The organism is Propionigenium maris DSM 9537 (assembly GCF_027925155.1).
Taxonomy (GTDB): Bacteria; Fusobacteriota; Fusobacteriia; order Fusobacteriales; family Fusobacteriaceae; genus Propionigenium; species Propionigenium maris.
On the sequence record NZ_BSDY01000001.1, the window covers coordinates 55,313 to 74,615 of the forward strand.

The 19,303-nt window shown below is 40.9% G+C and carries 20 protein-coding genes and 1 pseudogene; 7 read left to right on the forward strand and 14 right to left on the reverse strand.

What is annotated here, in order from left to right; all coding sequences use genetic code 11:
- Positions 1–7: 7 nt before the first annotated feature.
- Positions 8–640: a cyclase family protein gene (locus QMG11_RS00315; protein ID WP_281832232.1), complete on the reverse strand. Its 633-nt coding sequence runs from the start codon at positions 638–640 to the stop codon at positions 8–10.
- Between the two features lie 355 nt (positions 641–995).
- On the opposite strand from QMG11_RS00315, the gene lepB reads away from it, so the two are divergent.
- Entirely contained in the window at positions 996–1,937 is a 942-nt protein-coding gene (gene lepB / locus QMG11_RS00320) for a signal peptidase I (RefSeq protein WP_281832233.1), read from the forward strand.
- 5 nt (positions 1,938–1,942) lie between these two features.
- Here the strand turns inward: lepB and QMG11_RS00325 are convergent, their stop codons facing one another.
- The 10 genes and pseudogenes from QMG11_RS00325 to QMG11_RS00370 form a co-directional block, all read right to left on the reverse strand.
- The gene (locus QMG11_RS00325; RefSeq protein ID WP_281832235.1) at positions 1,943–2,593 is read right to left on the reverse strand and encodes a TetR/AcrR family transcriptional regulator; all 651 of its coding nucleotides are present in this window, start codon (positions 2,591–2,593) and stop codon (positions 1,943–1,945) included.
- A gap of 54 nt (positions 2,594–2,647) precedes the next feature.
- Entirely contained in the window at positions 2,648–2,935 is a 288-nt protein-coding gene (locus QMG11_RS00330) for a putative quinol monooxygenase (protein WP_281832237.1), read from the reverse strand.
- Positions 2,936–2,963: 28 nt separating this feature from the next.
- Positions 2,964–3,338, reverse strand: a pseudogene (locus QMG11_RS00335) (redoxin domain-containing protein); the annotation flags it as partial.
- A gap of 12 nt (positions 3,339–3,350) precedes the next feature.
- The gene (locus QMG11_RS00340; RefSeq protein ID WP_281832239.1) at positions 3,351–3,596 is read right to left on the reverse strand and encodes a hypothetical protein; all 246 of its coding nucleotides are present in this window, start codon (positions 3,594–3,596) and stop codon (positions 3,351–3,353) included.
- Between the two features lie 32 nt (positions 3,597–3,628).
- Positions 3,629–4,258, reverse strand: coding sequence for a flavodoxin family protein (locus QMG11_RS00345; RefSeq protein WP_281832242.1), 630 nt, complete (start codon positions 4,256–4,258; stop codon positions 3,629–3,631).
- 37 nt (positions 4,259–4,295) lie between these two features.
- A complete protein-coding gene (locus QMG11_RS00350; RefSeq protein ID WP_281832245.1) occupies positions 4,296–5,384 on the reverse strand; it encodes an NADH:flavin oxidoreductase in 1,089 nt (362 codons plus the stop codon).
- A gap of 58 nt (positions 5,385–5,442) precedes the next feature.
- Positions 5,443–6,441, reverse strand: a complete 999-nt coding sequence (gene rfaD / locus QMG11_RS00355) for an ADP-glyceromanno-heptose 6-epimerase (protein WP_281832248.1) — start codon at positions 6,439–6,441, stop codon at positions 5,443–5,445.
- A 24-nt stretch (positions 6,442–6,465) separates the two neighbouring features.
- Positions 6,466–6,993: a VOC family protein gene (locus QMG11_RS00360; protein ID WP_281832251.1), complete on the reverse strand. Its 528-nt coding sequence runs from the start codon at positions 6,991–6,993 to the stop codon at positions 6,466–6,468.
- Between the two features lie 39 nt (positions 6,994–7,032).
- Positions 7,033–7,653, reverse strand: a complete 621-nt coding sequence (locus QMG11_RS00365) for a nuclear transport factor 2 family protein (RefSeq protein WP_281832252.1) — start codon at positions 7,651–7,653, stop codon at positions 7,033–7,035.
- A 2-nt stretch (positions 7,654–7,655) separates the two neighbouring features.
- On the reverse strand, positions 7,656–7,979 hold the full coding sequence (locus tag QMG11_RS00370) for a putative quinol monooxygenase (RefSeq protein WP_281832253.1): 324 nt from the start codon (positions 7,977–7,979) through the stop codon (positions 7,656–7,658).
- Between the two features lie 452 nt (positions 7,980–8,431).
- On the opposite strand from QMG11_RS00370, the gene QMG11_RS00375 reads away from it, so the two are divergent.
- Positions 8,432–9,220 (forward strand): MBL fold metallo-hydrolase, encoded by a 789-nt coding sequence (locus QMG11_RS00375; protein ID WP_281832255.1) that lies wholly within the window; start codon positions 8,432–8,434, stop codon positions 9,218–9,220.
- Positions 9,221–9,307: 87 nt separating this feature from the next.
- Here QMG11_RS00375 and QMG11_RS00380 read toward each other — a convergent pair whose 3' ends face one another.
- Both QMG11_RS00380 and QMG11_RS00385 read right to left on the reverse strand, forming a co-directional pair.
- Complete coding sequence (locus QMG11_RS00380) at positions 9,308–9,460, reverse strand: mechanosensitive ion channel domain-containing protein (protein WP_281832257.1); 153 nt, start codon at positions 9,458–9,460, stop codon at positions 9,308–9,310.
- A 430-nt stretch (positions 9,461–9,890) separates the two neighbouring features.
- Positions 9,891–11,405 (reverse strand): potassium/proton antiporter, encoded by a 1,515-nt coding sequence (locus QMG11_RS00385; protein WP_281832259.1) that lies wholly within the window; start codon positions 11,403–11,405, stop codon positions 9,891–9,893.
- 451 nt (positions 11,406–11,856) lie between these two features.
- On the opposite strand from QMG11_RS00385, the gene QMG11_RS00390 reads away from it, so the two are divergent.
- From QMG11_RS00390 to QMG11_RS00410, 5 genes are all read left to right on the forward strand, one after another.
- Complete coding sequence (locus QMG11_RS00390; protein ID WP_281832261.1) at positions 11,857–13,188, forward strand: MATE family efflux transporter; 1,332 nt, start codon at positions 11,857–11,859, stop codon at positions 13,186–13,188.
- A gap of 582 nt (positions 13,189–13,770) precedes the next feature.
- Positions 13,771–14,691, forward strand: a complete 921-nt coding sequence (glsA, locus tag QMG11_RS00395) for a glutaminase A (protein WP_281832263.1) — start codon at positions 13,771–13,773, stop codon at positions 14,689–14,691.
- Positions 14,692–14,739: 48 nt separating this feature from the next.
- Positions 14,740–16,182, forward strand: a complete 1,443-nt coding sequence (locus QMG11_RS00400; RefSeq protein ID WP_281832265.1) for an alanine/glycine:cation symporter family protein — start codon at positions 14,740–14,742, stop codon at positions 16,180–16,182.
- 241 nt (positions 16,183–16,423) lie between these two features.
- Positions 16,424–17,689, forward strand: coding sequence for a sensor histidine kinase (locus QMG11_RS00405; RefSeq protein WP_281832267.1), 1,266 nt, complete (start codon positions 16,424–16,426; stop codon positions 17,687–17,689).
- Positions 17,664–18,530: a DNA-binding domain-containing protein gene (locus tag QMG11_RS00410; RefSeq protein ID WP_281832269.1), complete on the forward strand. Its 867-nt coding sequence runs from the start codon at positions 17,664–17,666 to the stop codon at positions 18,528–18,530. Before QMG11_RS00405 ends, QMG11_RS00410 begins: the two co-directional genes overlap by 26 nt.
- 119 nt (positions 18,531–18,649) lie before the next feature.
- Here QMG11_RS00410 and QMG11_RS00415 read toward each other — a convergent pair whose 3' ends face one another.
- Positions 18,650–19,207, reverse strand: a complete 558-nt coding sequence (locus QMG11_RS00415) for a nitroreductase family protein (protein ID WP_281832271.1) — start codon at positions 19,205–19,207, stop codon at positions 18,650–18,652.
- Positions 19,208–19,303: the final 96 nt, after the last annotated feature.

The following is a 19,303-nucleotide window of genomic DNA, read 5'->3' on the forward strand; positions in this document are numbered from 1 at the left end:
AATGGAGTTAATCCAAGAGAGCTACAGCCCTTACTGGTGCACCATCTGCCCCCTCAAACCTCAGGGGGAGACAGGAAAGGGTGAAGGTTCTGCCCACAAGTACTTCCAGGTTTTTCAGGTTCTCAATGAAGATAAACTCCTTCTCCAGAAGGATTCTATGAACAGGGAGGTGCTCATCCTCCATTCTGTCCAGGGAGATAGCATCTATCCCGATACCCTTGAGATCCTTTAAGGAGAGCCATCTGGCAGCTTCCTCTGTAAGAGCGGGAAAGTTGCTGTAGTACTCTGGACTACCCCACCGATCCTCCCACCCGCAGCTAAAGAGCACAAAGTCGGTTTCATCTATATCCTTTTCATACTCTATGAGAGTAGCCCTCTCTATTGAATCCCTTCCCTTAACATCTATAACGATTCCCCTTCCCATGAACTTGTCCACGGGGAACTCATCCAGGGACCTTTTATGGGGATGGATATGACAGGGGGCATCGATATGAGTTCCCGTATGGGTATAGAAGGTGAGGATCTTTTCTGCAAAGCCATCCCTTTCTATGGTGTTGCCATCTAATATCTTAGGTGGTTCAGTTCCGGGGAAAACTGGCATATCCTCCCTCAATGTGTGTGTCAGGTCGATTACTTTCATTTGATCCCTCCTATTTATAGATTAAGATTATTCTGAAAAATAAAGCACTATTAATAATATACCCTCTAATCTACAATTAAGGAAGGAAGCAGGGAGGATGACTTCTAACTTAATTTGATTGGGACCGATTCTCAGTTTAAAATGTTCTTTACATGGATACGATTAAATTAGCAACAGAATGATTTAGTCGAGCTTTAAAAATGGACAAATTTGACAATCGGGTTACGAAGTGATAGAAATAATTGAGAGATCAATTCTTCAATGATTTTTGTATAAGTCACTGCCAATACTTTAATTAAATTAAAAATAATAATAACTTGCAATATTAAAAGCAGAAGAAGGAGAGGAGGTACTTATGGGGAGGTCAACTGAAGATAAAAAAAAAGATTCTCAATCGCTGTGCTATGAAGTTGTTCTTCCGGGCTTGGGAAGTAAAAACTATATACTGTCATCAGTATTTATTTTTTTATTGATATATAAAACCTATTCCTATATTACTCCTGAAGTTACAGATTACAGTTTGGGTATAGAGGTACTCATCTTTATAGGTTGGATCATTAATTATTTAATAAAATTTTTGGAGCTGGAAAAGCTGGATGAAAAATTTAAAGATATTATCTATAGTCTGATCTTTCCAGGGTTAGACCTGTTAATCTCTGGAAAGAAATTGATGGGTATCTTGGTTTTAAGTGGATATCTTCTATTGCTTTCTTCAGGCTCACTTTTATCTGGCCTCTATCACTTTATTTACTTGTTTTTATATAAGAGGATAATAAGATATAGAAAATTAGCAGTAATATTCTTAATCTATAATTTATTCCTGGAATTTCCATTACTGTATCTTGAGGAGGTTAAGAATAAAGCTTTTTATATTGCATCGGGGTCTATGGAACCTACTTTAACAGTGGGGGAGGAATACTTAGCCAGAGCCACCGATGATATTCAGGCGGGGGATATATGTATCTTCTATCCCAATGATGCTTATTCCAATATGTTTGCGAAAAGAGTAGTGGGTATAGAGGGGGATAGGCTTATGTTGGACAAGAATAAACTATACTTAAATGGTTCAGAAGTAGAGGGAATTTCATATTCTTCAAGGGGGGATCTGAAGGAAGGCCAGGAGATTATAGTGAAAAAAAATAAAGTTTATGTTTTAGGGGATAACACTGAAAAAAGTTATGACAGCAGGGAATTTGGTATGATCGATAAAAAATATATCTATGGAAAAGTCACGAAGAAAACAGGGTCCGATAGTTATCTTATAGATAGGTGGAAAGTGAATAGAGATAGAAAATAGAGGTTCTACTTAAGTAGAACCTCAACTAAGATCTTATAAAAATTATCTACTATCTTTTTGTTGTGACTTGCCTTTATTCTAAGCAGGGCTCCCTGCCAGCTGCTGACCATAAACTCAGCTAGGGCATCCACATCCTTGTCTTGGGGTAAATCCCCCTTTTCCACTGCTTCTGCCAGGCAACTCCTGATCTTCCCGACAATCTCGGAGTGTATCTCATTGGTAACTCCCTGGATGACCTCGCTGACTCCACCCATCTCCTGAGTTATATTTCCCACAAAACAACCAAACCTGCAGTTGCATTCGTCTTCAAAGTCCTCTATCATAGTTGCATAAAAGTTCTTGATCCTATCCAGAGGATCTAAGCTATCATTGGACAAAATACTGAATTGCTTTGCGCTCATCTCGTTGTAGTATAGATACAGAGCTTCCTTGAGGTAATCCTCCTTACTTTCAAAGTAGTTGTAGAGAGATCCCTTGGGAATCCCTGCGGCATCGGTGAGATCTTTAACTCCAGTCCCGTTATACCCCTTTTCAAACATAACGTGGATGGATCTTCTGATTATTTCATTTTTTTTCGTCGTTTTCTTATCGATATTCTTATTCATAAAAATATTGTATGTTTCATCCTTGGAGATGTCAAGAGCTTTTTCAGACACCTTTCATCACCTCCTCTTAGATAACCAGGACACGAGCACTGACCTAAATTTAATTCATAGGGCCCTTTTGCATATATTCAGCTCTCCCTCTTTTCTCATGAGCTTAACCATCTCAGGGACTATTTTATTGAAATGCTTACTTTGCAAATGGTTGTCAAAGTCTTCTTTACTCTCCCATTTCTCAAGAACTATAAGAAGTGCAGGATCCTCTTCATCCTGATATATCTCATACTCTATGTATCCCTTTTCTTTTTGTGTTGGCTCAATCATTCCCTTGAATACTTCTAAAAATTCATTGATCTTGTCTTCCATAACATAAAGTTTTGATACTGTCTGGATCATTTTATCCACTCCTCTATTTTAATTTTCTCTATAGAACCTCCAATACCTCTTCTGGCTCCATTCTAGTTGTATAATCGAAATCCAAATGTGCCAGAATTACTGTTCCATCTCTGTCTACCACATAAGTTGCCGGTACCGGTAGTTCCGCTACACTACTTCCATGCATCCTCTCTAAATCAAGGCCAAAACCTTTATATACCTTTTTTAATTCTCCCCCTATGGAAAACACTATCCCAAAGGATTTAGCTACTACATTATCTAAATCAGTAAGGATCTCAAACCCGAGATTCAGCTTTTCCTTAAGAGAGATGGAGTCATCGGGTAATTCCGGGGACATAGCCACCAACTGGGCACCCTTCTTATGAATTTGATCTAATATCTCTTGGTAACCTCCAAGCTCTAAGTTACAGAAGGGTCACCATCCTCCTCTGTAAAAGTTAACTACCAGTGGTCCCTTTGATAATAACTCTGTAGAAGATATAGAATTACCAACTGCATTTGATAGTATGAATTCCGGCATCTTATCTCCCACCTTTAAAGATGTCTGCAAAATTTTACCCTCTGCCACTTCGGCGATACTCTTTTCTATTGTTTTTACAATATCTGCAGGAACGCTTTCTTTAAACTGTTTGCTTATCTTTTTTAACTCATCTGCTAACATAATTCCTCCTTTTTAATTTTTTAGTGGACTCTCTATTTTGAGTTTAGAGCATCCGCTATTTGTTTTCCCAATAGTTCTGCTCTTCCCTTTGCTTCTTTATCCTTCTCAAAGGAGTAGAAGACATCGTCGGTTATCTTAGCTCCCTCACCGTACAGGGCTATGAATGCACTGTGGTCACATGTTTCACCGTAGCCACACTTGTAACAGGATGCATTTCCTCCCACGGTCATGGACCCTGCCTCTACCATTCCAAAGCCACTATAAAATTGAGATAATTCATTCTCTACCGAGTTATTGTGAAACATTCCTCCTGCTACAGTGGCAGCTATCTTTCCCTGGGTAAGCATATCTCTGTGATAGAGAGGGAATAGTCTCTCTAAGAAGGCCTTTGTGAGACCGGTCATCCCACCAACTCTGGCAGGGCTTCCAACCACGATGGCATCCGCTTCAACAACTTTATCCAAGATTCCGTTAATATCATCTTTTAATATACATCTATAAGTGCCAGCACATCTTGTACAGCCTATACACTGCTTCATATCCAGACTGTTTAATTGGATGAGCTCCCACTCATGTCCTGTGGATTTAAGTACGTGTTCCAAGGCTTTTTCTACTGTTCCTGATCTAACTGCACTTCCACTAAAACCGATTACTTTTGCCATTATTATCTCCGTCCTTACTATAGTTTATTATGTTTTTTTAGTTTTTCTGTTCTCTTCTGATAAATATGCAGGTATTTCCATCTTCGTGGTAACACTGGTTACATGAGATACACTTGGACTTGGCTCTGTCGCCTTCTTCCCACCTGTTTATAAGATCACTCTCTCTAAGGAGGGGTCTGGAAAGAGAGAAGTACTCTATATCGGTTGTGTTAAGTAACTCTCCCATCACTTCCAGGGACTTATTTCCTCCAACAAGGATAACGGGAACATCTACCTCTTCAGCAACCTTTGTACCATGAACTCTGTGGTAAGACTCCTTATCACTGGTGTGAATTTGGTTTCTCTGGGGACCTAGCTCAGCATGTACTATCCCTCCTGTTATTTCAATGGCATCGATCCCCATCTTAGACAGCTCTCTGGTAACATAGCTGCTGTCTTCAAAGGTTAGTCCGCCTTCTATATAGTCGGAGGAGTTTATCTTGATGAGGATAGAGTAGCTCTCTCCTACCCTCCCTCTTATCTCCTCATATATTTCAAAGATGATTCTGGCTCTATTTTCTATACTTCCACCGTATTCATCCTTTCTTCTGTTGTGGTGGGGAGTTAGGAATTGGCTCAGCAGGTATCCGTGGGAGGCATGTAGCTGCACCCCGTCGAAACCTGCTTTCTTTGCTCTTACAGCGGTATCTCCAAAGGCCTTTATAAGCATCTGAATATCTTTCACGGTCATTTCCTTTGGGACTACTCCAGTTCCTATTTCAGGCACTGCTGAAGGTCCTAAGATCTCCCTATTTCCAGTATAGGTCCCCTGAGACCCACCGTAAGCCAATTGTGCTACGATCTTACTGTTATATGAATGAACCATATCTGTTAACTTTTTATATCCATCTATATATGAGTCGTTCTCCAGACTCATGACATTCTCATAGGGTTTTTCCTCTGTAACCATAGTAATTCCGCTTAAGATTAGAGCTACTCCTCCAGAGGATAACTCTTTATATCTCTGCATAAGGTCCTCGGTCACATACCCCCTTTCATCTGCCATCTTATCCCAGGTAGATGACCTCACGAACCTGTTTTTCATCTGAATGCTGCCGATCTTGGTTTTATCAAATAATGTCTTCATCTAAATACCTCATTTTTATTTTTCTGTCGCTTTATTTTCATATAAAAGGAGCTTATCTCTATAGGTAGGGGTCCTCCTTGGCAAGGTAGTTTTGAACATAGTCTCTGACTCCCTCCTCCAGTGTGTGGAAGCTTCCACTATAACCAGCTTTTATCACCTTAGCCATAGGAGCCTCTGAGAAGTATTGATATCTTCCTCTGAGGTCCTCCGGCATGGGAGTAAACTCTATTACGTCCTCTCCCTGGATATCATAGTTGCTGTCTCCTGCTCTTACAGTATTTAGTGCCAGTTCATAGAAACCTCTGCACCTGCCAGTTCCCATATTGTATACTCCAGATTTCATAGGGGTATCCAGGAAGAACTTCATTATATTTACTACGTCCTTGATATAGATAAAATCTCTCAGCTGCCAGCCATCCTCGAACCCCTCCTTGTGGGAGGTAAAGAGTTTTACTCCTCCCTCCTTTCTATACTGGTTGTAGGAGTGGAATACCATGGAAGCCATCCTTCCTTTGTGGTATTCTTGGGGTCCATATACATTGAAGAACTTTATTCCTATCCATTCCTTGGGAGATCTCTCCTGCTTAAATGCCCAGTCATCGAATATCTTTTTAGAGTAGCCGTATTTATTTAATGGCATTAATTTTTTTAGTTCCTCTGCACCTACCTCATCCTTGTAACCAAACTCCCCCATTCCATAGGTTGCCGCTGAGGAGGCATAGATATACTTTATGTTTTTTTCTGTACAGAAACCCCAGAGTTTTTTGGAAAACTCATAGTTGTTTTTCATGAGGAAGTCCCCATCCCTTTCCGTTGTAGCTGAGCATGCTCCCATATGCACCACTGCTGTTATCTTATCTCCATTTGCAGGAACTGCCAGCCACTGAAGGAGGTCATCCCTGTCTACCCAGTCGGCATACTCTCTCTTTCTCAGGTTAAGCCACTTATTCCCGTCTCTTAATTTGTCCGATGCTATTATGTTGCCGATTCCCTCCTCATTAAGTTTCCATATGAGGGCACTTCCAATAAATCCTGCTGCACCTGTTATCAGTATCATCTTTGATCTCCTCCATTTAATTCTTTATCTTTCAGGGGTGAAGGCTCTTTTTTTTGTTTCCTTTTCATAGGACATGCCATCTTCATAGGAAACAAGTTCAAAGTACATTCCCCAGGGAGACATAAAGTATACCCAGGTCATTCCTGCATTGGCTCCCTCTGTCATAAGTGTAGGTTCCCCCAATATTTCAACACCCCTGCTTTTTAAATATTCCACTGCTTTTTCCATATCATCCACATAGAGAGCAATATGCCTTCCTCCCCAGTCGCTGTTTTTGGGCATCCTTTTCTCCTGATCTGGAGCTCTGAACTCAAATATCTCAAAGTTGGATCCATTTCCGCACCTTACCATGGCTGCCTTGGGAATTACTGTTCTTGGGTCTACATCCAGGTGCTCCTTCATCCAGTTGTCCTCAGATTCAAAGGGACCTATCTCATAGACAACCTCTGCCCCTATTATATCCTCAAAGAACTCTACAGCTTCCCTGAGATCTGGAACGGTAAATCCAAAATGATCTGCCCCTCTGTTTCCAGGTATTCCCCTTCTATTCATCGTTTCCCTCCTTAAACACATTTAAAATAGATCAATACTTCATTTATTTCTCTGGATATAGTTGTAGCTGTCGTCTTCCCTGTTTCTCTTACCCTTGTATTTATCAGAATAATCACCGCCCCATATTGCAGTAGCATCCTGATTCTGATTCCAGTCAAATATAGTGGATCTGTGCATTATCTTCCACTCTCCATCTCTCTTTTCAAACCTGAAGAGGTGTCTTCCTCCGAGGATACCCTCCTTGTCTACTCCATCCTCCTCGTGAACATGGTATGCCCACACATAGGCTTCAGCAGTGGCCCTATCTCCGTCTACCTCTATAAGAGGGTTGCTGATTCTGTGCTGAGTATATTTGAGAGATTCAAATCCCTTCATGGCAATGGGCACGAACTTATGACCGTTATCATCATATTTAAATACAGGGAAAAGTGGGTCTTGGTGTTCTTCTGTTCCTTCAGGCCAATAAGTAGATTTCATAAGATCAGCATCCATCCTATCCAGTGACCTTGCATACTTATAGATAACCTCTGTGATATCCTGCTTGTCGATTACTTCCATCATTCTTTCCTCTAAATTTTTCTTTGTCATTCTTTCTCCTCCTGCAAATGTAGTTGTAGCTGCTGATAGTGCTATAAGTGCTCCTATTAATATTCTTTTCATATCTATTTTCTCCTCCACTCTTGTAGTGTGTTTAATACAGAAAATGTTCTTGGAGTTTCAAGCATTTCAGGGAGTATCTTTTCATATTTTTTTCTGTACTCCTTGGCATTGAGCTGGTTCTCTATAAAGGCTTCCATGGAAGGTTCTGACCACCTCTCATAGAGGGTAAACTTATTTGGTTCTTGGGCATCCTGGTGCATGTAGCAGAGTATAAAGGTATCCTCCTCAGGCATATGATCGATAACCTCTCTGGCAGCCCTCTTCCACTTCTTTACAAACTCCTCCTTGACATGGAAATTGACATAAAAAGCTAGTTCCTTTGACACAATAATCCTCCTTTATAATATTTCTTTTCAGTAACAATCTGCGGTACTATAATTAAAGATCTTTCAGAACTCTGAATACCCTCTACTAAAAAAAGACTAACACCCCCGAAGGAAGTTTACTGTCCTAATTAAGACAAGAGAACTTGATCTTTAATTTACACCCGGACTAAAATATGACCGGTCGTCATATTTTAGTTGAAAATAAAAAGACTAAAAAAGAACTTCAGATTGAGAAGTAGATCTTTTTTGTCTTTGTGATTCCTTATGCCGTAATTATATGACCAGTCGTCATAAAAGTCAAGATTTATTTACAGATGAAATCTCAAAATAAATGTGTTAAACTCTTCTCAGAGGTTATGTTTAAAGGGGAGATGCCTTTTTAATTAGGGTGTTTTAGGGAGAAAAAAGAGGTTAGATCTATAGAAATAATCTAGGATAAGTTGGAGGAAGCTATGAAGATCATTCCATTGATAGAAAATAGCAGAGTTAATAACTACCATTCAGAGAGGGGACTGAGCCTCTATATAGAAACGGAAAATAGGAAGATAATCTTTGATACCGGTAAATCGGAGAAGTTTCTTGAAAATATGAAAAAACTTCATATAGATATATCTGAGATTGATTATTTCATTATCTCCCACGGCCACAGGGACCATATGGGTGGTCTCCTATATCTATTGGAATTAGGGATAGACCCCCAGAGGGTTATCCTGGAGGGAGGGGCATTAAACAGCTTTTCCTTTAAGTTGCTTTTTAAGAAAGAGATAGGACTTACAAAGGAGGAGCTGAAGAGGTTAGAGGGAGTGAGGAAAGTAGAGGTAGCTGGGATCTATAGGTTGGAGGAAAATATGTATCTAGTTTCTCCTGGTGGTGAAGCTTCTTCCCTCTACTATAGAAACGATAAACCAGATGATTTCACCCATGAGATCTCCCTGGTTGTTGTAGAGGATGATAAATTAAACATAGTTGTAGGGTGCTGCCACTTTGGGTTGGAGAGGCTGGTGGAGTTTGTGGAGAAACAGTTTAAGGATAGGGAGATCAACTCAATAACCGGGGGTCTTCATACAAGAAGCCTGTCCCTTAATCCCATTGCCACTATGAAGTTTATCTTATTCCTTAAGAGGAGCAGGGTGAGAGGGTACTATCTGGGACACTGTACCGGCAGGGGGACGATACTTTTATTGAAGAGGTTTATAGATGGGGTAAACAGGATATCTATAGGGAAGAAGTATGATATCTAGAGACTCATAGATAAGGTAAAAAAAGGAGGAACTTCTCATCTGAGAGCTCTTCCTTTTTTCTGTGTAAAACCTTATATCTTTAAGGCCTCAATTATGAATCCACCTTATGGAGATGGAGATCCAGCTGTGGAAGTTGGTCACTTCAGTGGAGGTTATTATATTATTGGGGATGATAACTCTCTTGCTGTCTATGGTATTTAGCTCGGTGGAGAACATATTTATCTCATGTACCGATCCCATCTTATCATTACCTCTATAAAGTTTCCCTTGGAGTAGGGCCTGAAGAGAAGGATAACTATTCTCCCTGCAAAGTTGACAGACCATCCTTTAAGGCAAAACCTATTCCCACTCTAGTAGCTCCTAGGATGACCACGATGGAACCCTGGGACACCCAAAGGTAGAACAGATTAACATAACCAGGATAAAATAGAGAACTACCTTGAGCCAGGATTTTGAAAAATGATAGATACCGGAATCAATTTTGAATTTGTTGTGTATCCTGTCAAAGAGGTTAAGGAGGTGTTCAATTAACCTTTTTCCCAGATAAAAGATGAGGCAGGAGATAATAGTTCTTATTATAAGGGTAATTCCAATAGCTATTAACCTTTCCAGTGGGGAATCTCCCAGCTGATTGAAGAGGGTATAATAGATAGTTCCCCTCTCAAATAGATTATTCGCAGCAAGCCTTCATCTTTTTTATGGAAGAGAGCTCATTCTGACCCCCTGCCTCCATTTGCTTTACAGCATCTAAGATATAATCCTCCACTATTTGAGGATTTTCAGCCAGGACATATAGTTCATCCCCTTGGTTTATTATGGTGTCTCCCTTGGGAAGGATCTTTTTTCCTCCCCTGTCTATGAGGATCAAAAGGATATCCTTTGGGAGGTTTATCTCCTTTATCTGCTTTCCTACAACAACTCCCTTGGGCTGTACCTTGACCTTTGTAAGGGTTTCCTCAAAATATTCAAAGTTTTCCAGATCCCCCCTTTCAAAGTAACGAGGAGATGTATCTCTGAGCCCCAGATACCTTGAAGCAAAGGGAAGGGACATTCCCTGTAGGATAACTGAGAGGACTACCACGAAGAAAACCAGGTTAAAGATGAGTTCTGCATTTTCCACACCCTCTACCAGAGGAAATGTGGCAAAGACTATGGGAACAGCTCCCTTGAGTCCTCCCCAGGAGATAAACAGCTTCTCCTCCCTTTTAAGGTTACTTTTAAAGAGGGTGATAAAAACGCTGTGAGGCCTGGCCAGGAAGATGAGGATTATAGCTACCCCTACTCCTACCTTCCATATCTCCAGAAGCCTGCTGGGAAATACAAGAAGACCCAGCATAACAAACATTCCCACCTCAACCATCCATGAAATGGAACCAAAGAAACGCTTCATATTTCTTCTGAAGATGAGGGGGGAATCCCCAAGAGTAATCCCCAGAAGAAATATAGCCATAAAACCATTCCCACTGAGAAGGTTTGTAGCTCCATAGGTCAGTAGAATAAATCCAAAGATGATTATCTGATGGAGCTCCTGAAGCCTTATCTCATACTTTTGGATGATCATTATGGCGATCTTGGCCATTATAATACCCATTACGATACCTATTACTATCTGACCTGCTAAAAATAAGAGGCCATTTATCAGGTCAAACTTACCGGCCCTTATAATACTTAAAAGGATGATAATAATGACATTGGCCATGGGATCATTGGTTCCCGACTCCAGCTTTAATATTCCTCCCACCTTCTTTTTGATGTCTAGCTTTCCAAAGGAAAGGATGGACATCACAGCTGAAGCATCTGTAGAGGATACAATAGCTCCAAAGAGAAGAGAGCCTGTAAAGTTAAAGGGGGTAAAGAAGTAGACTGGAAGGGCTACCAGCAGGGTGTTTAAAAGAACCCCCACAAAGGCCAGAGCCAGCCCCTCTTTTTTTACAGGAGAGATATCCCTTATATCTGTATTATAGGCACCTGAAAACAGGATTAAGGAAAGGGCAATATTTCCCAAAAACTGTGCAAGGGCGGCGTTATCAAATTCAATCCCACCAATCCCTTCAGACCCTGCAAGCATTCCCACTCCCAGATATATAATTAGAGTTGGAATGTTAAACTTCTTAGAGAGTTTAAGAGAGAAAATATTGGAAAATATTAATAGTGATAGGATTATACATACTTTATCGATGGACATAGTTTCACCTCGGTATTAAAATTTTTAAGGGTGTAATCAGGAGTAGCCTTTAATTGAATACATTGGAGAGTTTAACTCTATACTCAAGGAAGGTTATTCATAAATTTTGCTGTACAGGAAGATAGTTAATTTCATCTGTAAATTTAATTCCTTTAATTACAGAGTAATTTTATCAACTATGAAATTAACAGGCGTTGATATTATCAATATAAATTTAAATCTCCTCTGGGAGGGGCTGAGGATCCCTACTAAGTTATATAGGTGACAATCCTCAGGGAAAGGTATGGCTGAGGTGTCCATTATAGGATAGGCTTTATTATTTAACTGTGTGTTGTATTTCCACATGACCTAAAGTTTTAAGGAATATCTTTAAAATAAGATAGCTTTTTTTTCTCCTTTAAGATAAAATATCTAGATGTAAAAATAACAATCTAGGGAGTAAATAACAATTATGAAGGACAACAACGATAAGAGCTTGCTGGCTCTGACAGTACCGATATTTTTTGAGCTGCTGCTGGTAACTATAGTGGGAAATATCGACATAATCATGCTTGGAAAGTACAGCGACCAGGCAGTGGGAGCAGTGGGAGGAATCAGCCAGGTTCTCCTTATGCAGAATGTAATATTCAGCTTTATATGTCTGGGGACGACTATCCTTACCTCACAGTATATAGGGGCTAGGAAGAAGAGGGAGATAAAGGACGTAATAGGGGTATCCCTTGTGATGAACCTTATAATAGCTTTGATTATAGGGGGAATCTATGTAGCGGGAACCAGCTTCATCTTTAAGGAGATAAACCTTCCAATGCAGCTGGCTGATATAGGAAGAAACTACTTTAAACTTGTTGGGGGACTCTGTGTATTCCAAGCTCTGACCCTCACCTGCGGAGCAGCTATGAAAGCCCACGGGAACACCAAGGAGGTCCTCTATATCAACCTTGGAGTAAATACCCTGAATATCATTGGGAACGGAATGTTTATCTTCGGATGGCTGGGAGCACCCATCCTTGGGGTAACGGGAGTGGGACTTTCCACAGTAACCTCCAGAGCCATTGGGTGTATAGTGGCTTACAGGGTCATGTGTAGGTATTGCAACTTTAAATTTGATGTAAAAAGGATAGTAAGGTTTCCGGTGAAGATACTTAAGAATATCCTTACCATAGGGATCCCCACAGCGGGAGAGCACCTGTGTTGGTCGGTGGCACAAATGATAATCCTTTCCTTTGTGAACACCATGGGGGAGGACACCATAACGGCGAGAACCTACCTTACCCTCATAGCTTCATTTATCATGACCTTCTCCATAGCTCTGGGACACGGAACAGCTATTCAGGTGGGGAGGATGGTAGGAGCAGGAGAGAAGGAGAGGGTTTACCACAAGTGTCTTAAGAGTACGGCTATCTCCTTTGTGGCAGCCACTCTGGTTTCTGTAATGGTAGTGCTGGGTAAAAGTCAGATAATGGGGATCTTTACAACAGATGAGAATATCCTCTCCATAGCCTATGTGGTATTTATCTGGTTCCTCTTTATAGAGTCGGGAAGAACATTCAATATTGTAATAATAAGTTCCCTCCATGCAGCGGGGGATATAAAGTTCCCTGCAGTGATGGCAATGGCTTCTATGCTGGGAGTAGCAGTGCCTCTCTCATGGTTCCTGGGGATAAAGCTGGGATACGGCCTTATCGGTATATGGATAGCCAATGGTATAGATGAGTGGATAAGAGGGTTCGCTATGCTTCTCAGATGGAGGGGTAGAAAGTGGATGGAAAAGGGATTTGTATAAAATTTTTAGGGAGATTCTGTTTAGACAGGATCTCTTTTTTATACGAAATTTTCATCAAGGTGAAAGGAAGATGGAAGAGTCTGCTATATCATAGAGAGGCAAATATATCCAGGCACCTATAAAAAAACAATAAAAAAATTAGAGGGGAGATATCCTTCTTAATCCTTGTAGATAAAGGGATAGAAAGGATATAGCGATTATTTACCCTTGAGGGGTTTAACATATAAAAATTATATCGAGTTAATACATTGTGTTAATGGAAAAAGGAGAAGTAGAGGATGAAGTTACAGGATGCTACCAGGGCCTACTGTAACCTACTGTGGGTCAAAAATAAACTCCTCTTCAGGGACTATTTTAATATATTTGGTATATTGAATCGATATATATGGTATACTTTTTCAGATTTGACCTATGAAAAGTTACTGTACTATAATTAGTCTCAAAGAGGTTTGGTCGACCAAGATGTTCAAAATAAAGCCTTGAAATTCAAAAAACAATCATCTTATTGGTTTGGACTATCCCGCTGACAGAATAGTTGGGAGGATAGTAGGTGGAGAATTAACAGAGTTGGAGGAGATTTATATGATAGATTCAGATATCCTTTGTGATTTGATCTTAGCAAATAAACATAAGTGCAAGGGGGGAGAGGTAGCCGACTACATTCCAGGGCTGAAAAATGCCAATAGGGAGAGCTTTGGTGTCTGCCTTATCGACAGTAACAGGGAGGTCCACTGTGCAGGGGATTATGAGGAAAAATTTACCATTCAGAGTATATCCAAGCCCCTGGTTCTAATGCTAGCCATCCTTGACAATGGAGAGGATTTTGTCTTCTCGAAGATAGGAATGGAGCCCACAGGAGATGCTTTTAACTCTATACAGAAGCTGGAAACATCTAACCTGCGAAAGCCCTTTAATCCTATGATAAATGCAGGAGCCATAGCGGTATCTTCCATGATCAGCGGAGCTTCAGCAGAGGAAAAGTTCAACAGGGTCCTGGATTTCATAAGGAAGATATCGGAAAATCCTACACTGGATTATGATGAGGAGATCTATCTTGGGGAGAAGGAAACTGGGAACCGTAATAGGTCCATGGCTTACTTTATGAAAAACGATGGAGTAATAGAGGGAGATGTGGAGGAAGCTCTGGATGTCTACTTTAGACAGTGCTCCATAAGGGTATCCGCTCAGGATTTGGCAAGGATAGGGCTCTTTCTTGCAAATAACGGAGTTACCAGCTCTGGTGAGAGAGTTGTCTCCGAGCATACAACAAGAATAGTAAAGAGCCTCATGGTTACATGCGGTATGTATGATGGTTCAGGAGAATTTGCAGTAAGGGTGGGAATTCCTGCCAAGTCTGGAGTCGGAGGAGGAATCCTCTCCCTTGTACCAGGAAGGATGGGTATAGGGGTTTATGGTCCGGCTCTGGATCCCAAGGGGAACTCCATAGGGGGTTATGCTATCCTGGAGGATCTCTCAAAGATCCTTTCACTGAGTATATTCTAAAGGAAAACAATAGAGGAAATAAACAACAGATAATAAGGGGAGGAAAAGATGTTTGAAATAATCAACAGCATAATCAATACTGGAAACACAATATTATGGTCATATGTTCTTATTGCAGTCTTAATAGGAGTGGGGCTGCTCTTTACCATCAAGACAGACTTTGTTCAGTTTCGTTATATAGGGGAGATGTTTAAGGTCCTGGGTGGCAGCGGAGCCAAGAAGGGTGAGGGAGTATCTGCATTCCAGGCATTCTGTATCAGTGTAGCTTCCCACGTGGGGACAGGTAACCTGGCAGGAGTTGCCATAGCGGTTTCCGTTGGAGGACCAGGAGCAGTGTTCTGGATGTGGGTTATCGCCCTCATAGGAGGAGCTTCCAGCTTTGTTGAAAATACCCTTGCTCAGGCATTTAAGGTAAGGGATAAAAACGGGTATCGTGGGGGACCAGCTTATTATATGGAAAAAGCCCTCGGTCAGAAGAAGATGGGAATGGTCTTCTCTGTGCTTATAACAATCTCCTTTGGACTTGTATTTAATTCGGTACAGGCAAATACAGTTTCATTTGCCTTTGAGGAGGCCTTTGGGATAAACAGAGTGGCTGTAGGTTTTGGTCTCAGTGCTCTTACAGCCATGGTAATATTTGGAGGTATCAAGAGAATAGCTAGGGTTGCAGAGGTTCTTGTGCCTGTAATGGCCAGTGCCTATGTAATGGTTGCTCTCTTTGTAATCCTTAAGAACTTTACCCTTATTCCGGGGATCTTCCTTATGATCTTCCAGGGTGCCTTTGGACTTAAAGCTGCAGCTGGTGGAGGTATCGGAGCCGCTATGATGATGGGGATTAAGAGGGGACTCTTCTCCAATGAAGCTGGTATGGGATCAGCTCCCAATGCCGCGGCCACTTCCCAGGTAAGTCATCCGGTAAAACAGGGACTCCTTCAGACTCTGGGAGTATTTGTTGACACTATATTAATATGCAGCTCCACTGCTCTTGTGGTACTAGTTTCAGGAGCTAATCAGACAGAGGGTCTTACTGGAATTCAGCTGACCCAGACAGCTTTATCTTCACAAGTGGGATCTTGGGCTAACCTCTTTATAGCAGTATGTATAATGTTATTTGCCTTCAGCTCAATTATAGGGAACTACTACTATGGAGAATCAAATATAGAATTTCTAGAGGGAAGCCACCACTGGCTGAAGCTATTCAGAGTTGCTGTAATACTTATGGTTTTCTGGGGATGCCAGTCAGCTGTATCAGTTGTATGGAATATGGCCGACCTCTTCATGGGACTTATGGTTCTGATGAACCTTATAGCCATAGCTAAGCTGGGACATATCGTAGTAGATATACTGGCTGATTATAAGAGACAAAAGGCTCAGGGAGTGGATCCTGTATTCGTATCTGCCAATATAGAGGGCTTAGAAAAGGCCGAGGTATGGACAGAGGAGCACGCAGAGCAGTTTAGAGAAAAGAAGGTTGAAAGTGTTAATATCTAGTCTATTTTAGACTCCCTCAAAACACCCCTGTCCCGAAGGACAGGGGTTGTTTATATGATTTTTACACTTTATACATTCTAAGTGTGTTTTTTTAAAATTCTTTGTATGAAATCTGGTTTTATAGTATACTTTTATTAGTTTTTTGATTGGGTTTAATGAAAAATTAAGGGCGAATCCCTGATTTAGAGAGAGGGCTGCTTAGTTAGAGCTCCCCTTTCTAACTTAAGTGCGAGGTGATATTTTGAACAAATACTTTTCATACTTTATACTTCTCCTTCTCACAAAAAATCTGCGCTATTATTTTTTTGAGAGGGAGCTGGAGTTTTCAGGAGCTGTATTTACCCTCTTTCTTCTCATCCTTATTGACAGAAGGATAAACTTCTGGAAGATTATGGGTCTCTTTACAGGGATATTTTTCATAGACATCCTTGGGGTGAACTGTATGATACTGGGTAACTCCATTGCGAAGGCCTTCCAGCTGGCTTTGCCGGCAATCTTTTACTACTTTGCATTTTTATTGAGCTGTATACTGATAGATGTAAAGAGGTATGAGCACGGCAAAAGGATGGTCATACTGCTGGTTATGGACTTTATCTGCAACTTCCTGGAGCTCATGGTCAAGGGGACCCTTCATCAGCCCCTGGTCAACTATATGATAGTGGCTATAATTATAAGGGGAGTCATAGTATATATGATCTTTCTTGCCTATAAAAAGAAGGAGGTCCTTATAGTTCAGGAGGAGCACAATGAGAAGTATATAAAGCTTAACCTTATGGCTTCAGACCTGGAGGCGGAATCTTTCTACCTGAAAAAGATATCTGCAAATGTTGAGGGACTCATGAAGAAGGCCTATACATCATATAAGACTGTATCTGAAGTAGAGGAAGCTAAAAGGTACTTTCTGGATCTCTCCAGGGAGATACATGAGCTGAAGAAGGACTATACAAGGGTTGTACTGGGGCTGGATAACCTCTTCAGGAAGTTTGAGCACGATGAGGTCATATCTCTTACCAAGGTAGGAGATATAATAAGGAGCAACACCAAGCGCTACCTTCTGGAGACAAATCTGGATATTCACTTCAGGGTAAAGTTTAACGACGACTTCAAGGTGAGATACTACCATAAGATATTCATAGTGATAAACAACCTTGTTATAAATGCCATAGAGGCCATAGCTGAGAGCTCTTCTAGGCCTATATCCAAGGTAGAGGTCTGCCAGCACAGCGACGAGGAGTATATCTATATCAGTGTGTGGGACAATGGTCCAGGGGTTCCCGAGGATTTTCTGAGCCTCATCTTTATTCCCGGGTTTACAACTAAGTTCAGTGGAGAAACGGGGAGGTCCTCCACGGGAATGGGCCTCTCCCACGTGAAGAATATTGTAGATGAAGCCGGGGGAGAGTTGGAAATATCCTCTACCGGGGAAGAGGGAACAAGGTTTGAAGTAAGGCTACCACTTAATAAATTTAGAGGTGATACATGTGAGAAAGAGGATAGTTATAATTGATGACGATATATCCATAAGAAAGATGCTGCGTTTTATTATCGAGAAAAATTCCCTGGGAGATGTAGTTGAGGAGCTGGCCTCGGGAGAGGGGGCAGCAGAGGTAATAAAGCTCTGCAACCCAGATATAGTCCTGATAGATTTTCTTCTTCCAGAAAAGGATGGGGTGGAGATCATGGAGGAGAGTATAGGAAGGGGCTACAGGGGAAAGTTTGTTATGATATCCCAGGTTAAGGATCAGGATATGATAAGCGAAGCCTATAAGCAGGGTGTGCTCTTTTTTATCCACAAGCCGATAAATGAGATAGAGGTTAAAAGCGTCCTGGAAAACCTCATAAAGAGTATAGAGGTGGACAGGTCCATGGAGATCATAAGAAATACCCTTTTGAATACCTCTGTCCAGCAAAGTGATAAGGATACCACCGAGGATGACCTGGTGAAGATATTTTCCGATCTTGGTATAGTCTCTGAGTTTGGGATAGGGGATCTTAAGAGAGTCATTACCTTCATAATATCCCTTAAGAGGAGAGACTCCTCTGAAACCTATCAGCTTAAGGATATATTCCAGGAGGTCATTAAGAATTATGAGGTCACCGACGGAGTCAGTATAAACTTCAAGAGCTTTGATCAGAGGATCAGAAGGATAGTGTATAAGGCCTTTGACAATATGTGTCAGAGAGGGGCAGAAAACTTCTATGACCCGGTTTTTTCTAACTACTCAAATATCCTCTTTGATATAGGGGAGATAAGAAGAATCATGGGAAATCTCAATGGAGAGGACGCTAAGAAGGGAAGAGTCAATGTGAAGAAGTTTATAGAGGGCATCGTTTTAAAGGTTATTTAAAGATCTGGGGATGGGCTCTATCTTCAGGAGCCTGTAATTGATGTCCTCTTTCCTCCTCCTGAAACATATGAAAAGAGGGATCCTTAAATGGACTCCCTCTTTTTATATGACGATTCGATTTACTTTATTATCTCAAAATAATGACCCTTTCTCTCTATTTTAGAGGTATTCTTGTTTTTTATATACCCCACAGCTATTGCAAAATATGGAGTATGTCCCTCTGGAATATTGTATTTTTCAGTTAGTTCATCCCTATAGACCTCTCCCAATGCCCTTTTCACCAGGCCGTTCCAGCAAGTTCCTATTCCCATGGCCTCTGCCTGAAGGCATATATTCTGTGTCGCTGCTGAAACACCTTCAATCTGGGATACAGCTTCATCATTATATGAAACGATAATTACTGTTCTTGCTCCGTAAAATAAGTCGTGGTTGGATCTGGCTAAGAGCTCATTTACAAACTCATCATTTGGATTTAAGGTTTTCTTGGATTTTTCATTAAGATCCTTTATCATCTCATAGTTTTGAATTACCGTAAAAAACCATGGCTGGTCATTGTGTCCGCTTGGAGCATACCTTCCTGCCTCCAATAAAGTCATGAGCTCCTCTTCCTTTATAATCTCATCTGTAAATGATCTTGTAGTTCTTCTGTTTCTTATAGTATCTAAGATATTATACATCCTCTTTCCTCCCTGGGCTGTCCAAATCAGCTGAAAATAATTTTAAGCTGACTTAAACTATTGCATCTAAAATTATAAGTTATTAGTTATATCTCT

Coding starts and splice junctions, on each gene's coding strand:
- lepB (WP_281832233.1), top strand. CDS start 996: ATGGGGAGGTCAACTGAAGATAAAAAAAAAGATTCTCAATCGCTGTGC.
- QMG11_RS00315 (WP_281832232.1), bottom strand. CDS start 640: ATGAAAGTAATCGACCTGACACACACATTGAGGGAGGATATGCCAGTT.
- QMG11_RS00350 (WP_281832245.1), bottom strand. CDS start 5,384: ATGAAGACATTATTTGATAAAACCAAGATCGGCAGCATTCAGATGAAA.
- QMG11_RS00375 (WP_281832255.1), top strand. CDS start 8,432: ATGAAGATCATTCCATTGATAGAAAATAGCAGAGTTAATAACTACCAT.
- QMG11_RS00400 (WP_281832265.1), top strand. CDS start 14,740: ATGTTTGAAATAATCAACAGCATAATCAATACTGGAAACACAATATTA.
- QMG11_RS00415 (WP_281832271.1), bottom strand. CDS start 19,207: ATGTATAATATCTTAGATACTATAAGAAACAGAAGAACTACAAGATCA.
- rfaD (WP_281832248.1), bottom strand. CDS start 6,441: ATGATACTGATAACAGGTGCAGCAGGATTTATTGGAAGTGCCCTCATA.
- QMG11_RS00365 (WP_281832252.1), bottom strand. CDS start 7,653: ATGAAAAGAATATTAATAGGAGCACTTATAGCACTATCAGCAGCTACA.
- glsA (WP_281832263.1), top strand. CDS start 13,771: ATGATAGATTCAGATATCCTTTGTGATTTGATCTTAGCAAATAAACAT.
- QMG11_RS00385 (WP_281832259.1), bottom strand. CDS start 11,405: ATGTCCATCGATAAAGTATGTATAATCCTATCACTATTAATATTTTCC.
- QMG11_RS00330 (WP_281832237.1), bottom strand. CDS start 2,935: ATGATCCAGACAGTATCAAAACTTTATGTTATGGAAGACAAGATCAAT.
- QMG11_RS00380 (WP_281832257.1), bottom strand. CDS start 9,460: ATGGGATCGGTACATGAGATAAATATGTTCTCCACCGAGCTAAATACC.
- QMG11_RS00390 (WP_281832261.1), top strand. CDS start 11,857: ATGAAGGACAACAACGATAAGAGCTTGCTGGCTCTGACAGTACCGATA.
- QMG11_RS00360 (WP_281832251.1), bottom strand. CDS start 6,993: ATGAATAGAAGGGGAATACCTGGAAACAGAGGGGCAGATCATTTTGGA.
- QMG11_RS00345 (WP_281832242.1), bottom strand. CDS start 4,258: ATGGCAAAAGTAATCGGTTTTAGTGGAAGTGCAGTTAGATCAGGAACA.
- QMG11_RS00340 (WP_281832239.1), bottom strand. CDS start 3,596: ATGTTAGCAGATGAGTTAAAAAAGATAAGCAAACAGTTTAAAGAAAGC.